Source organism: Chryseobacterium gilvum (genome assembly GCF_025628965.1).
Lineage (GTDB): Bacteria > Bacteroidota > Bacteroidia > Flavobacteriales > Weeksellaceae > Chryseobacterium > Chryseobacterium gilvum.
In genome coordinates, this window is sequence record NZ_JAOTEN010000001.1 from 402,582 (window position 1) to 417,043 (window position 14,462).

Genomic DNA, 14,462 nt, shown 5'->3' on the forward strand with positions numbered 1-14,462 from the left:
AATTTGCAACTCGTTTAAAATAGTAAAATGATAAATAAATTAAAAATCGCTTTTCTTTTTGGGATTTTTGTCCTGTTGTTTTCTACACAGGTAAAAGCTCAGCTCAAGCCAGGTCAGCTAATAGACGGTATTGCAGCGGTGATAGGCGATGAAATTGTTCTGGAATCTGATGTAGATGAGCAGATGAATTATGCAAAACAGCAAGGTGCTGCGAGCGCAGATAAATGTGATTTTCTTGAAAATCTGATCAATAACAAACTTCTCGTATACGAAGCGAAAAAAGATACCCTGATCGAAAACCGTTCTGCAGCAATCAAAGAGCAGGCAAATGCAAAATACAATCAGTTGCTGTCCCAGTTTCCGGATGAGAAATCAATGCTGACTGCATACAAATTCAGAACAGGTTATGAAATGAAAAATGCGATCGAAAAAATAGATACAGATACCTATTACGGTCAGGCAAAATATCAGAGAATTACCGAGAAAGCAGATGTTACACCCAATGAAGTAACAGATTTTTATAATTTGTATAAAGCCCAGCTTCCTGAAATCAAAGACGAAGTTTCTCTGTCACAGATTATGGCGTACCCTAAATTAACGGAAGCTCATAAAGACGAGCTGATTAATAAGCTGAAAAAAATAAAGCAGGATATTTTAGCAGGCGAAACTTTCGAAAGCCAGGCAAGAATTTATTCCGAAGATCCGGGTTCTGCCCCGAATGGAGGTTTGATGAAGAATGTATATAAAGGTCAAATGGTAAAACCGTTTGAAGCTGCAGCACTTAATCTACAGGAAGGTGATATTTCGGATCCTATAGAATCTGAATTCGGTTTTCATATTATCCAGCTGGTTAAAAAATCAGGAAAAGCATACGATGCAAGACATATTCTTTTGATGGCAACACCTACAACGGATGAAATCAATACTGCTAAAAAGAAATTAGACAGTATAAGAGGCCTCATTCTTGCCGGTAAATTGACGTTTAAAGATGCTTCTTTCAAATATTCGGATGACAAAAAAACCAAATTCAATGCAGGAGTAATTTCAGGCGCGGACGGTTCAAGTAAGATTGAAAGAGAAAGTGTCCCGGGAACCATAAGCTACGAATTGGCGGGTTTAAATAAGAATGACATTACTACCGCTTTTGATGATGAAGACGAAAGAAAAAGAAAAGTAGTGAAAATTATTAAAATCGAAGATGTAATCCCCGCACATCAGATCACTCTGGAGACAGATTACGACAGGATAAAACAGATGGCGCTCAACAAAAAAAGGAATGAAATGATTGAAAAGTTTGTTAACTCAAAATTGCCAACCACCTTCATCTCTATCGACGGCCGTTATGATTCTTGTAATTTTAAAGGAAACTGGAAAAAAGAATCTCTTAAAAAATAAAACATCAACCTTCAGGATTTCTGGAGGTTTTTTTATGTAAAAAATAACCGGGATACCTTATAAAATCTGCGTTTTTATTATTTTTACAGCATGAGCAATTTTATAGATTTCAGTTCGGCAAAAAAACTTCATCAGATGCAGGAAAACAGCAACAGGATCACACAATTATTTAATATTCAATATCCGATCATTCAGGCAGGAATGATTTGGCATTCCGGATGGAAACTGGCTTCTGCGGTATCCAATTGTGGCGGGTTGGGTTTAATTGGTTCTGCAAGTATGTATCCCGATATTTTACGGGAAAATATTCAGAAATGTAAAAAAGCTACTGACAAACCTTTTGGGGTAAACGTTGCCCTGCTTTATCCAAATTTAGAAGAAATTATCAATATTATTTTGGAAGAAGGCGTAAAAATCGTTTTTACGTCTGCCGGAAGTCCGAAAGCCTATACAGAAACCCTTAAAAAGGAAGGAATAAAAGTAGCTCATGTCGTTTCTTCAACAAAATTTGCCGTAAAATGTGAAGATGCAGGAGTGGATGCCATCGTCGCTGAAGGCTTTGAAGCAGGCGGTCACAACGGAAGGGATGAAACGACAACTTTTTGTCTGATTCCGAATGTAAGAAAACATATTTCAAAACCATTAATTGCAGCCGGTGGAATTGCCTTAGGATCACAAATAAAAGCAGCAATGATTCTCGGTGCAGACGGAGTGCAGATCGGTTCTCGTTTTGCAGCAACGGTTGAGGCGAGTGCACACGACAATTGGAAAAAGAAAATTACAGAACTTGAGGAAGGTGATACCCATTTGACATTAAAGGAATTGGCACCTGTACGAATGGTTAAAAATAAATTCTTTAATGAGCTTGAAGATATCTACAATACCGGAAGAAATAAGGAGTCTTTAATTGCATCTTTAGGTAGGGCAAGAGCTAAAAAAGGAATGTTTGAAGGTGATATGGAAGAAGGTGAGCTGGAAATCGGCCAGGTTTCCGCATTAATTGATGAGGTACTTCCGGTAGAAACAGTTTTCAATAATCTGCTGAAAGAGTTTGAGGAAGTGAAAATGCCTCAGTGGTAACAAAGATTTCAATTAAAAGTTATATATGAATAAAGGAACTTTAAAAAGTTCCTTTATTTGCTTCTAGATGTGCCTTCAATTCAGACCAGCCACCGCCGTTGTAGCCTTCCTTCAGGCCTTCAGCATTAAGATATTCCAATGCTTTTCCGCTTCTGTTTCCGCTTCTGCAAAAAAGGACAACAGGTTTTTCGATGGATAAAATTTCATCTTTTCGGTCTTCCACTTCTCCTAATGGGATGTTTTTTGCCCCTTCTATATTTCCGTCCATTTCCAGTTCCATAGGTTCGCGGACGTCAATCAATTCGTAATTTCCTGCTTTTAAAACTTCTGCTAATGACATACTGTTGATATTTAGTGATTAATTTAAGAAAAAAGATAAATAACGTTTTCATTTATCCCAATCCCAACAAATTTATAAAATAATCTTAGTTTTGCAATGAGAAATCATGAATTCTATAACCGAAAAATATACGCAAATCATTAAATCCAAAGCTAAACGTTTTGGGTTTCAAAATTGTGGGGTCTCAAAAGCCGGTTTTTTGGAAGAAGAAGCGCAGAATCTCGAAAACTGGCTTAAAAATGATTTTCATGGCGAGATGAAATATATGGAAAACCATTTTGACAAAAGACTTGACCCAAGATTATTGGTGGAAGGATCAAAATCGGTTATTTCGCTTTCTTATAACTATTTCCCCGAAGAAAAGATTTCAACTTTAGAGAATTTCAAAATTTCAAAATATGCCTATGCGGAAGATTATCATGAAGTAATAAAAGATATTCTCCGCGAAATGATGGAAGAACTACAAGAGGAAATCGGCAGTTTTGCATTCCGTGTTTTTGTAGATTCGGCCCCGGTTCTGGAACGAAGCTGGGCAAAAAAATCAGGAATTGGCTGGGTCGGGAAAAATGCCAATTTAATTACAAAACAAAGCGGCTCATTTTATTTTTTGGCAGAGATCATATGCGATTTAGAATTATTGCCCGATCATGAAACGACAGATCATTGCGGAAGCTGCAGAAAATGTATTGATGCATGTCCAACAGATGCCATTGTTTCAGATAAGATCATTGACGGAAGCAAGTGTATTTCGTATGCGACTATTGAGCTTAAAAGCGAAATTCCAGAATTTTTTAAAGATAGGATGGAAGACTGGATGTTTGGCTGCGATATCTGTCAGGATGTTTGCCCGTGGAACCGTTTTGCGGCGCCTAATTTTCAGGCTAAATTTCGACCGAATGACGCATTGAAAAATTTCAAAAAAGGCGAATGGAAAGAGCTTACACAGGAAATATTTTCTGAAATATTTAAAAAATCCCCGGTAAAAAGAACGAAGTTTTCAGGGTTAATAAGGAATATTGAGTTTTTGAGCCGTTCTGAGCCATTGAAGTAGTTGATATCGGTAGAAATAGCGGTTCGGAAAATTTTATTTTCCAAAAAACGAGAGCGGTGCAATTTACCTTAAACAACAATTTAAGGAGAACGGAAAATAACAGTAGAAAAAAAAGTTGATCAGCGTTTTTTAGGGACTCTTTTAGGCGCTGTTTTTACTCTTACTTTAATTCTTTTCTGAGATTTGGTGTTTTTGTGCATATTTCTGAGGTTTGTATTCTAAAGTTAAGGATTTCTGAATTAAATAAAATATTTTTACTGGAAATTATCATTAAATTTTATTAATCTGTATTAAACATGCGTGCAAAAGTTATAATCATCTATATTCTTAAAACATTGGGAATTATTCTGGGGATTGTCGTTATATATGCTCTTTTGGGTTATCTGCTTCCTTTTATAGAGGTTTCAGCGAAAGAAGATGGCGAGAAAAAAGAAATTCCTGTTTACATTTACACCAATGGTGTGCACACCGATATTGTGATGCCCGTAAAAAATGATCTTCACGACTGGAGTGCAAAAATTCCTTTTGCCAATACCATTTCAAAGAAAACCGGGTATCAGTTTGTAGGAATCGGGTGGGGTGATAAAGGTTTTTATCTGGATACCCCAACCTGGGCAGACCTGAAATTTTCTACGGCTTTTAAAGCCGCTTTCTGGCTGAGCGAATCTGCAATGCACTGCTCTTATTACAATTCTATGACAGAAGCGGCAGACTGTAAAAAAATAATGATCAGCAAAAAACAATATGCAGATCTGGTGAAATTTGTAGATGATAAATTTGATAAAGACCAAAACGGGAATTATATTCTGATTCCTACCAAAGCGGTATATGGCGATAACGATGCATTTTACGATGCGCAGGGAAGATACAGTTTTCTCAATACCTGCAATACTTGGGCAAATAATGCACTGAAAGCGGCCGGACAAAAAGCTGCACTCTGGACTCCTTCTGATTATGGGATATTTCTGCACTATAAGTAACAATTGAAATATTGATTTTTACGGTAATACTTACAATTGTTTTTCCTACCAGTATTATTTTGACAAGAATTGAAATAAATATTCCAAAATTTAATCATAATAATTCTACTGTGTATAAATCCTTATATTTGAACAAACATACAAATATTGAAAAAATTAGATTATATTGATGCACTGAGAGGTCTTGCCATTTTAGGAGTTATAGCAGTACATACCAGCCAATATGGAAGCAATAAATTACCGAATTATATTTCAGATTTTGTAAACCAGGGTGCAAGAGGGGTTCAGCTTTTTTTCCTGGCCAGTGCATTTACCCTTTTTCTTTCCTTTAGAAACAGGATACATACAGAAAAAAATGCAGTTAGAAATTTTTTTATTCGTCGGTTCTTCAGAATCGCACCCATGTATTATTTAGGTATTTTTTACTTTTTATGGCAAAATAATTTTGGGGAAATATTCAAATTAGGTGGTGAAGAGCATTCTTCTGCTTTCCTTGTTATGGCTAATCTCACATTTACTCACGGCCTGAATCCTTATTATATCAATTCACTGGTTCCCGGAGGCTGGTCTATAACGGTTGAGTTTATGTTTTATGCAATGGTCCCGCTCTTATTTTTGTGGATTAAGAATATTTCTCATTCTTTTAATTTTTTAACTTGTACATTGATTCTGAATGCTTTATTACGGTTTTATTTTTTAAAATATCCTTTGATTGGAGATTTTCAGTTATGGCAGGAATTTTTATTTCTATATATATTCAGTCAGTTGCCCGTTTTTGCTTTAGGGCTGCTTTTCTATTTTCTTGTGATTGAAAATCAAACACTGAAAGATATTTCTCCAAAATCATTATTAGTCTTTTGCTTCTTGATTTGTTTAAGTATTTGCAAGCCTTTATTAAAAATCTTTGATGATCATATTATTTTCAGTATTGGGTTTTTATTTTTGGCATATGCCTTAAGCAGGTCTGATTTTAAAGTTTTTAATAATGCTGTTATACGATATATCGGCGAAATCAGCTTTAGTATGTACTTAGTTCATTTTGCGGTTCTGTATTGGCTCACTCATTTTGGCATAGCCGACTATTTTGGGAAAGGATTGACAGATTATGTTATACGCTTTGTAATAACACTGGGTATTTCATCAATATTTTCGATACTCTTTTACCGTTGTATCGAAGTTCCGTTTCAGGGTATCGGCAAAAAAATAATAAAGAAATTATCTTAGTTTCACGGTTCATTTAAAAAAAATCAAACACAATTTTTCCTGATTCTAATAATAAACTTTTCCTTTAATAATTTTGACTTCGTTTTCACTTTGCAGCTTTTTTAAAATTCGGATTATTGTTTCAATCCGTAATCCTGTCAAAGCAGAAAGTTCTTTCCGGGTATAAGGTACTTTGTAAGAAAAACGCGCTGTATTTTCCTGCTGGTTTTCTTTAAGATGGTTCAGAACAGTCAGCAATTGATGTACTGCATCTTTTGAAGTGAGGCTATTTAGAAGAAGGTAGCTATAGTATGTTCTTTCTGCGCAGATCCGGAGAAATTTTAATTGAATATCAAAATCAGATTTCAATAGTTTAAGGATTTTAGCACGTTTCAGCCGTAAAATGGTACATTTTTCTGTCGCTACGGCATTTATAGGATATTTGTGATGTTTACAAAACAGAAAAACCTCGCCCACAGATTCACCTTCTTTGTGAATACCTTGAATAAATTCACCGTCTCCTGGCTTAATGTTTGAAAGCTTGATTTTTCCTTCTCTGATCTGATAATAATAGTTGGGCCGCGCATTCTCTTCAAAGAGGAATTCAGATTCTTGTAATTGAAGAATGTCTGCGCCAAAATTAATAAGTAAGTCTTCCTGTATGACCATAACTTTTAATTAAACTGATTTCAAATGATCAGGCTGATTAACCGGAGCTCTCTGAATTCAATAACAAATATCGGGGTAAAGTAATTTCTATATTATGACTAGAGTCAGGATCCTACTGTGATAAGTTTCGTATTTTATATTAATTATAAAGAGATTATTTGTAATAAATGCAAGCATGTATAACCGCTGGTAACCAATACTGGTTTATGATCGTAGTCATAAGTTTATTTTAGTGCATTTTTTAGCTTTGAGAGACCAAACCAAAATTATTATGAACACCATACTTCACAGGCTCTTTACTTGCCGCTTTTTGCTATATCCAAGATTTCTGGGACAGCTTAAGCATCACCATATCCTGAAACTAAATTAATGATGAAAAATTAAAAAATTTTTTAAACCTGAATAAGTTGTGAATGGCAAAATTTTTTCATTGTTAAACAAGAGTTTTATAATAACACCAAATCCTATACTATGGAAGATCAAATCACAAGAAGAAATGCTATTGGTAAAATAGCTGCGACCATTGCTGTCGCTGCAGTTGCTCCCGGATCTCTGGCGCAATCTCAAAATAACAAAATTAAAAATACGGGTAATCCGGATCTTACAGATCCTACAACCAAGTATCCAAGACCTCCTTTTCAGAAACAGTCGCAGCCATTTCCGGGTTTGGCAGGAAAAATGACACCGGTTCCGGATCATGGTGAGAAAACATATGTAGGTTCAGGAAGATTAATGGGAAGAAAGGCTTTAATTACAGGAGGTGATTCCGGGATTGGCCGTGCTGCTGCCATCGCATATGCACGGGAAGGAGCCGATGTGGCCATTAATTATTTACCTGCAGAAGAAGGAGACGCACAGGAAGTGATTGAACTTATTAAAAAAGAAGGACGGAAAGCCATTGCGATTCCCGGTGATATCCGTGATGAGGCGTTTTGTAAAAAACTGGTAGAGCAGGCTGTACAGCAGCTTGGAGGACTGGATATTCTGATCAACAATGCAGGGCATCAAAAATCTAAACCATCCATATTGGATATCAGCACAGAAGAATTTGACTGGACGATGAAGACCAATATTTATGCACCTTTTTGGATCACCAAAGCAGCACTGCCGCATATGAAAGCAGGATCGAGCATTATCGGTTTATCTTCCGTTCAGGCATATGATCCTTCTGAAGATTTGTATGATTATGCCCAGACAAAAGCCGCAACAACAAATTATGTAAAATCATTGGCAAAACAATTGGGGCCGAAAGGAATAAGGGTAAACGGCGTTGCACCGGGACCTGTTTGGACACCTTTGCAGGTAAGTGGCGGACAAACCCAGGAAAACCTGCAGAAATTCGGTGGAGATACACCATTGGGAAGACCGGGGCAGCCCGCAGAATTAGCTTCTATTTTTGTACAGTTGGCGGCCAATGACGCCAGTTTTGCAACCGGGCAGATTTATGGAGCCGCCGGTGGAAACGGACAGCCTTAATGTCATATATTATTTGAGATGAAGACTGCTTAACGGCAGTCTTTTTTTTATGATAATTGTAAAAAAAAAGAGAAGAATTTAAAAATTCTTCTCTTTTGTACCCAGGACCGGGATCGAACCGGTACTCCTAAGAACTGGTGTTTGAGACCAGCGCGTCTACCAATTCCGCCACCTGGGCTCGCATTATTTTGGTGTGCAAATATAGAAACTTTTTTTAACGCTCAAAAGTTTTTCAGAAAATTTCTTTAAAATTCTATTTCAAGGCCGTCATATGCGAGATGCATCCCTTCGGGAAGTAATGGCTCTTCAATGTCGTGTAAGCCCAAATGATGACTGATATGGGTTAAAAATAATTTTTTAGGCTGCAGCTCTTCAAAGAGTTTAATCACATCCGGTAAAATAAAATGAGCGGGATGCGGATCATATTTCCGGATGCAGTTCAGGATGAGTACATCAAGATTTTTCAGTTTTTCTTTTTCAGTATCCGAAATAAAACCGGCATCTGTAATGTAAGCCAGTTTTTTAAATTGATAGCCAAAAACAGTAATTTGAAAATGAATCACCTCAATCGGGGTAATGGTAACATCTAAAACTTCAAAAGTTTTATTTTCAATCGTGTGAAGGTCAAAAGCGGGCGCACCAGGATATCTTACATCCGTAAAAGCATAGGGAAAACGGTTTTTAATTTCATGTCCCACTCTTTGATTGCAATAGATCGGCATATCCTTACCGCTTTTAAAAATCAACGGACGCATGTCATCCAGACCGATCACGTGATCATTATGCTCGTGGGTAATTAATGCGATATCAATATGGTTTTCTTTATTAATCAGCATCTGTTGTCTGAAATCGGGGCCGCAGTCAATAAGAATTTTTTTATTCTCATCAGTTGTTACCATGACAGAAGCTCTGAAACGGGTATCTTTCGGATTTTTTGAGGTACAAACCTCACAAGTGCAGCCGATAACGGGTACACCTTGAGAAGTTCCGGTTCCTAAAAATTTCAACTTCATTTTGTTTTGAGGTTGGTTTAATTTTGGTAAATTTACAAAAATTTAATGTCCTAATGTATCAGAAATTAACTCCTAAACAAAAAGCATTAACAATTAATCTAGATCCTACTATTTATGGTACTTTCGCGGAAATTGGAGCAGGACAGGAAACTGTACGACACTTTTTTAGAGCAGGAGGAGCTTCCGGTACCATTGCTAAGGCGATGTCGGCGTACGATAAAGATTTTAGTGATGCCATTTACGGTAAGGAGGTCCGCAACAGATATGTAACTCAGAACAGGCTTCGCAAAATGCTTAGATATGAAGTTGCATTGATTGAGGAAAGGATTTCTAGAGAAAATAATCCGGGCAGAAAATTTTTTTCCTACGCCAATACGGTAACTACAATCAATTTTGATAAAACGCAAAAAGGCCATGGCTGGGTAGGAATCCGTTTTCAGGTAGCCGAAAATGTAGATTATAACGAAATTGTTATCCACGTAAAGTTTAAAGAAAATGATGCTACTCTGCAGCAGGAAACATTAGGAAATCTTGGGGTAAATCTTATTTTCGGAGCTTTTACGTACTATGACAACCCCAGAAGATTAATAGAATCTCTGTATGATGATGTAGCGACAGACAATCTGGAGATCGATATGATCGATTTCAGCGGTCCCGCTTTTGCGTATGTAGACAACAGACTGATGTCTCTGCAGCTGGTTAAAAACAACATGACCGATGCGGTAATCTTTAATTCTCAGGGGAATAATATGCTCCCGGCTGATATTTTATACAAAAAAAATATTTTTGCGGTACGGGGAAGTTTCAGGCCCGTTACGAAAGTAAATATAGACATGCTTCAAAACGGGATGGATATGTTTATGAAAGATGCAACCTGCACGCAGGAAGAAACTGAAATATTAATTGAAATTACCATCTCAAACCTCCGTGCAGACGGTGATATTGATGAGCGGGATTTTATGGACAGGGTAGATGTTTTAGGAAAATTAGGATATACGGTAATTATTTCCAACTTCTCAGAATATTACAGGCTGATCGATTATTTCTCCCATTATACAAACGGAGATATCGGTGTTGCAATGGGTGTAAATAATATGCTGATGGTGTTTGATGAGAAATATTATAAAGATTTGTCTGGCGGTATTCTAGAGGCGTTCGGTAAATTTTTCCGTAACGGAATGAGAGTGTACCTCTATCCTTATAAAGACCCTGAAACACATGAATTATTAGATTCATCCAACCTTAAAGTGGAAGAAAGCCTGAAAGAATTATACAAATATTTCAAGCTGAACAACCGTATTGTAGATATCAAAAATTACAATCCTGAGTTTCTGGAAATCTACTCCCGTGAAATCTTACGAAAAATAACCTGCAACATCAGCGGCTGGGAAAATCAGGTTCCGGAAGGGGTTGCCGAAATGATAAAAGAAAGAGGAATGTTCGGTTACAAACAGGAACTTTCTCTAAAACAATTCTCATAAAAATAAAAATACAATGTCTGAACTTAAAAAAAGGCTTTCTTTCATTCTTGAAAGTCCAAAACATAATACCGAAGAAAAGCTGCAGAAAGTCTGCGCACTTCTGGACCAGGAAATTTCACACTTCAACTGGACCGGTTTTTATTTTAAAAACGGTGACAAAAACGAACTGAAATTAGGCCCTTACGTAGGAGCGGAGACCGATCATACCATTATTCCTTATGGTAAAGGTATTTGCGGGCAGGTTGCTGTATCCAATGAGACATTTATTGTACCGGATGTACACTTGCAGGACAATTATCTGAGCTGTTCAATCGATACTAAAGCAGAAATTGTAGTGCCTATTTTCAAAAACGGAGAAAATGTAGGCCAGATCGATATCGATTCTCATACCATAGATCCTTTTACAAAAGAAGATCTGGAATTGCTGGAATGGCTCTGCAACGAAGTTTCAAAAATTTTGTAATGTAATAAATAATTAATTCCGGTTATCGGAGTTTTCTTGAATACAATATGAATAGGAGCGGGCTTTAGCCGCTTTAATAATCAATCTTATTTGGCTTTAGCCAAAACTTAATTATTAAATTCTGCAATTAATTGTTTGTAATAAGCCTCACATTTGGCAATATGCGTTCCGTACCAGGAAAAAGCTTCACCGTCCACGATTATGATTTTTTTATCGGGATAAAAGTCCTGTAACGCTTTGAGATGCTTTTCTTTAAAAGGAAATGGCTCCGAAGAAAGCATAATGACATCCGCGTCAGCTAAATCTTCAATCTGGATTTCCGGGTATCTCGTTTGGGTTTTAAATAGATTTTCGAATCCTATTTCCGTTAAAATGTGATGAATGAAGGTATCTGAACCCACACTCATATAAGGATTTTTCCAGATCAGATAGGCTGCCTTTAAAGGAGTTTTTATTTTTGTCTGATGCAGAACTTCATACATTTTCAGATTAAATAACTGTGCTTTTTCCTCTTTGTGAAACAGCATTCCTAAATTTTTCACTAAATAATAATTATCTTCAATCGTTTCGGTGTTATACACTTTTACGTTGAAATCTTTCATTAAAATTTCAACCTGTTCTTTCACATTTTCTTCTTTATTGGCTAAAATAAGATCAGGCTGCAAATTTTTAATTTTATCAATATTCAGATTTTTAGTTCCGCCGATGATGTCAACATTTTTTACCTTTTCCTGGGGATGAATGCAGAATTTTGTTCTTCCTATGACTTCATTTTCAGTTAAGCCCAAATCAAATAAAGCTTCAGTAATAGAAGGAACCAGAGAAATTACTTTCATTAGGATAGACTTTTTTTTAAAATTACAAAAGTTTTCCGGTAAGGAAAAGCCCGGCAACGGAAAAATAAATAATCAATCCGGTAACATCTACCAGAGTTGCCACAAACGGGGCAGAAGAAGTAGCAGGATCGAGCTTTAATTTTTTAAGAATAAATGGGACCATAGAACCGGAAAGTGTTCCCCATAAAACAATCATGACCAACGAAAAACCCACACTCAGGCCAATATAAGCCCAGTGGATTCCGTAATCGAAGAATCCCGCCTTATGCCAAATCATAATCCTGAAAAACCCGATAATTCCTAAAATTCCGCCTAAAAATAATCCGGTGAAAATTTCTTTTTTCATTACGTACCACCAGTCTTTCAAACCGATTTCCTGAAGAGCCATGGCTCGGATAATCAACGTTGCCGCCTGCGAACCGGAATTTCCGCCGCTTGAAATAATTAGCGGAACAAATAAGGCCAGAACCACCGCTTTCTGAATTTCATCCTCAAAATATCCCATCGCGGAAGCAGTAAGCATTTCAGAGAAAAATAAAATAATCAGCCACATCCCTCTTTTTTTGACCATCTCAATCAGAGAAGTCTGGGTATAAGGAAGATCCAAAGCTTCCAGACCCCCGAATTTCTGAATGTCTTCGGTATTTTGCTGCTCAATCTGATCCAGAATATCATCAATGGTTACAATGCCCACCAAAACACCTGCTTCAGTAATAATCGGAAGCGCGGTACGGTCATATTTTTCAAAGTACGTTACTGCATCTTCTTTTGAAGTAGTGGTGGTAATCGCAACAAATTGGTTATCCGTAAGGTCAGAAACCAATGTGTCTTCTTCCACGAGTAATAAAGATCCTAAAGCCAAATCATCGATCAAACGGTTTCTTTCATCCACTACGTAGAGATGATTGATGGTTTCCACTCTTTTCCCTACTTTTTTAATTTGCTGAAGACATCTTTTTACCGTCCATTCTTTCCGGATCTGAATATAATACGGTGTCATCAGTCGGGCAATAGAATTGGAATCGTAGCCTAAAAGTTTCAGGGCAATTCTGCGTTCCTGCGGATTAAGGTGATTGATGGAATATTTGATCAGCTCATCCGGAAAATCTTCAAAAAGTGCCGTCCTGTCATCGGGCGTCATGGCGTTCAGGATTTCAGAAACCTCGTCGCTTCCGATACTTCGGATGGTCTCTTCCTGAAAATCCGGGTCGAGATGGGAAAAAACATCGGCTTTGTATTCTTTCGGAACTTTTAAAAATGCCAGTAACCGTTCATCAGCAGGAAGTTCGCTAAGGATTTCGGCAATATCAGCAGGATTAAAAGTGAGTTCGTCTTTATAATTCAAAACCTGAATTTTTTGATATGCAAAAATAACCCAAATTTTCAAGAAATAGAGGGAGCCGGTTTAAATTTAAGGATTTATTAAAGCTAAAAACCAGCTTCAGAAGAATGTTTTATTTTTCGTAATTCTTTAAGAATGCCTTTCATCGCTCCGTTGGTTCCTATTTTAATGGAATTTTCTGCAGAGCCTAAAAGGCGCATGTTTTTGCGGTAAGTATCATAATCTGAAGCAGCCAGAAAATTGCCTTCGGCATCAAAGAGTTTCATGCTCACGATGACCTGATTGGAGAAAACGTATTTTCCGATGCCTACTTTAAAATATTTTACTTTGGGAACAATCACAAAATCTGCATCATTGTTTTTACAGTATTCCACAAGTGTTTTAGAATCAATGCTGTCGAATGAAATTTCAACTTCGCTTCTCAGCATCTTATTTTTTCTCAGTGCGCTTACATTATCTGAAACAGCACTGAAAAAAGCATGATGCGTAGGTTCTTTGATCTCTTCGAGATTGGGTTCTACTTCCGGGTTGAAGTATAGGATTTTCTTTATTTTATCATGCGAAGCATTACTCTGCGCACTTACTGCAGATATGCTTATCACAAAAATGTAAGAAATAATGGCGGAAAATAGAATTTTTTTCATCTCTTTATCAATTGCAAAAGTACTGTCTTTTAATGGGATGGCATAATATTATTAAGAAATTTTTAACATCTGTTTTCTATCTTAATCAATTAATGAGCCACAAATGTTTTGCAGGATTACAAAATAGTTGTATTTTTGCAGCCGTTACATAATAATCATTAAACAATATTGGAATGTACTTAACAACAGAAAAAAAAGCAGAAATTTTCGCAAAACATGGAAAATCTGCACAAGACACAGGAAGTGCTGAAGGACAGGTTGCACTTTTTACTTTCAGAATCAATCACTTATCTCAGCATTTGAAGGCAAACCGTCATGATTTTGCTACAGAGAGATCTTTGGTGAAATTAGTAGGTAAAAGAAAAAGCTTATTAGATTATCTTAAGAAAAAAGATATTACAAGATACAGAGCAATTATTGCTGAACTTGGTCTAAGAAAATAATCTATTTTAGATTTCCACGATAAAAGCAACTTCGAAAGAGGTTGCT

Annotated in this window: 15 protein-coding genes and 1 tRNA gene; 9 read left to right on the forward strand and 7 right to left on the reverse strand. The window is 36.6% G+C overall.

Features of this window, described 5'->3' with window-relative positions; translation table 11 throughout:
* Nucleotides 1-27: 27 nt before the first annotated feature.
* Nucleotides 28-1,395, forward strand: coding sequence for a peptidylprolyl isomerase (locus N0B16_RS01910; RefSeq protein WP_262989026.1), 1,368 nt, complete (start codon nt 28-30; stop codon nt 1,393-1,395).
* A gap of 135 nt (nt 1,396-1,530) precedes the next feature.
* A complete protein-coding gene (locus tag N0B16_RS01915; protein ID WP_262989960.1) occupies nt 1,531-2,475 on the forward strand; it encodes an NAD(P)H-dependent flavin oxidoreductase in 945 nt (314 codons plus the stop codon).
* A 40-nt stretch (nt 2,476-2,515) separates the two neighbouring features.
* Here N0B16_RS01915 and N0B16_RS01920 read toward each other — a convergent pair whose 3' ends face one another.
* Nucleotides 2,516-2,815 (reverse strand): rhodanese-like domain-containing protein, encoded by a 300-nt coding sequence (locus N0B16_RS01920; RefSeq protein ID WP_262989027.1) that lies wholly within the window; start codon nt 2,813-2,815, stop codon nt 2,516-2,518.
* 106 nt (nt 2,816-2,921) lie between these two features.
* Here N0B16_RS01920 and queG point away from each other — a divergent pair, with 106 nt between their 5' ends.
* The 3 genes from queG to N0B16_RS01935 all read left to right on the forward strand — a co-directional run bounded on the left by queG (nt 2,922) and on the right by N0B16_RS01935 (nt 6,070).
* Nucleotides 2,922-3,866: a tRNA epoxyqueuosine(34) reductase QueG gene (gene queG, locus N0B16_RS01925; RefSeq protein WP_262989028.1), complete on the forward strand. Its 945-nt coding sequence runs from the start codon at nt 2,922-2,924 to the stop codon at nt 3,864-3,866.
* 296 nt (nt 3,867-4,162) lie between these two features.
* Nucleotides 4,163-4,846: a TIGR02117 family protein gene (locus N0B16_RS01930; RefSeq protein WP_262989029.1), complete on the forward strand. Its 684-nt coding sequence runs from the start codon at nt 4,163-4,165 to the stop codon at nt 4,844-4,846.
* Between the two features lie 147 nt (nt 4,847-4,993).
* The gene (locus N0B16_RS01935) at nt 4,994-6,070 is read left to right on the forward strand and encodes an acyltransferase family protein (RefSeq protein WP_262989030.1); all 1,077 of its coding nucleotides are present in this window, start codon (nt 4,994-4,996) and stop codon (nt 6,068-6,070) included.
* A 45-nt stretch (nt 6,071-6,115) separates the two neighbouring features.
* Here the strand turns inward: N0B16_RS01935 and N0B16_RS01940 are convergent, their stop codons facing one another.
* A complete protein-coding gene (locus N0B16_RS01940; protein ID WP_262989031.1) occupies nt 6,116-6,718 on the reverse strand; it encodes a Crp/Fnr family transcriptional regulator in 603 nt (200 codons plus the stop codon).
* Nucleotides 6,719-7,189: 471 nt separating this feature from the next.
* Between N0B16_RS01940 and N0B16_RS01945 the strand changes: the two genes are divergently transcribed.
* Nucleotides 7,190-8,194 (forward strand): SDR family oxidoreductase, encoded by a 1,005-nt coding sequence (locus N0B16_RS01945; protein ID WP_262989032.1) that lies wholly within the window; start codon nt 7,190-7,192, stop codon nt 8,192-8,194.
* 98 nt (nt 8,195-8,292) lie between these two features.
* Here the strand turns inward: N0B16_RS01945 and N0B16_RS01950 are convergent.
* Together N0B16_RS01950 and N0B16_RS01955 are read right to left on the reverse strand one after the other, a co-directional pair.
* Nucleotides 8,293-8,372 (reverse strand) — tRNA-Leu (locus N0B16_RS01950).
* 67 nt (nt 8,373-8,439) lie between these two features.
* On the reverse strand, nt 8,440-9,207 hold the full coding sequence (locus tag N0B16_RS01955; RefSeq protein ID WP_262989033.1) for an MBL fold metallo-hydrolase: 768 nt from the start codon (nt 9,205-9,207) through the stop codon (nt 8,440-8,442).
* A gap of 53 nt (nt 9,208-9,260) precedes the next feature.
* On the opposite strand from N0B16_RS01955, the gene N0B16_RS01960 reads away from it, so the two are divergent.
* The gene (locus N0B16_RS01960; protein WP_262989034.1) at nt 9,261-10,688 is read left to right on the forward strand and encodes a TonB-dependent receptor; all 1,428 of its coding nucleotides are present in this window, start codon (nt 9,261-9,263) and stop codon (nt 10,686-10,688) included.
* A 13-nt stretch (nt 10,689-10,701) separates the two neighbouring features.
* A complete protein-coding gene (locus tag N0B16_RS01965; protein WP_262989035.1) occupies nt 10,702-11,151 on the forward strand; it encodes a GAF domain-containing protein in 450 nt (149 codons plus the stop codon).
* A 107-nt stretch (nt 11,152-11,258) separates the two neighbouring features.
* Here N0B16_RS01965 and N0B16_RS01970 read toward each other — a convergent pair whose 3' ends face one another.
* From N0B16_RS01970 to N0B16_RS01980, 3 genes are all read right to left on the reverse strand, one after another.
* Nucleotides 11,259-11,987 carry an ABC transporter substrate-binding protein gene (locus N0B16_RS01970; RefSeq protein ID WP_262989036.1) on the reverse strand — a complete coding sequence of 243 codons (729 nt, stop codon included), beginning with the start codon at nt 11,985-11,987 and terminating at the stop codon, nt 11,259-11,261.
* 22 nt (nt 11,988-12,009) lie between these two features.
* Nucleotides 12,010-13,332 (reverse strand): magnesium transporter, encoded by a 1,323-nt coding sequence (gene mgtE, locus N0B16_RS01975; RefSeq protein WP_262989037.1) that lies wholly within the window; start codon nt 13,330-13,332, stop codon nt 12,010-12,012.
* An 83-nt stretch (nt 13,333-13,415) separates the two neighbouring features.
* On the reverse strand, nt 13,416-13,973 hold the full coding sequence (locus N0B16_RS01980; RefSeq protein ID WP_262989038.1) for a pyruvate decarboxylase: 558 nt from the start codon (nt 13,971-13,973) through the stop codon (nt 13,416-13,418).
* A gap of 173 nt (nt 13,974-14,146) precedes the next feature.
* On the opposite strand from N0B16_RS01980, the gene rpsO reads away from it, so the two are divergent.
* Entirely contained in the window at nt 14,147-14,416 is a 270-nt protein-coding gene (gene rpsO / locus N0B16_RS01985; RefSeq protein WP_262989039.1) for a 30S ribosomal protein S15, read from the forward strand.
* The last annotated feature ends 46 nt before the right edge of the window (nt 14,417-14,462 follow it).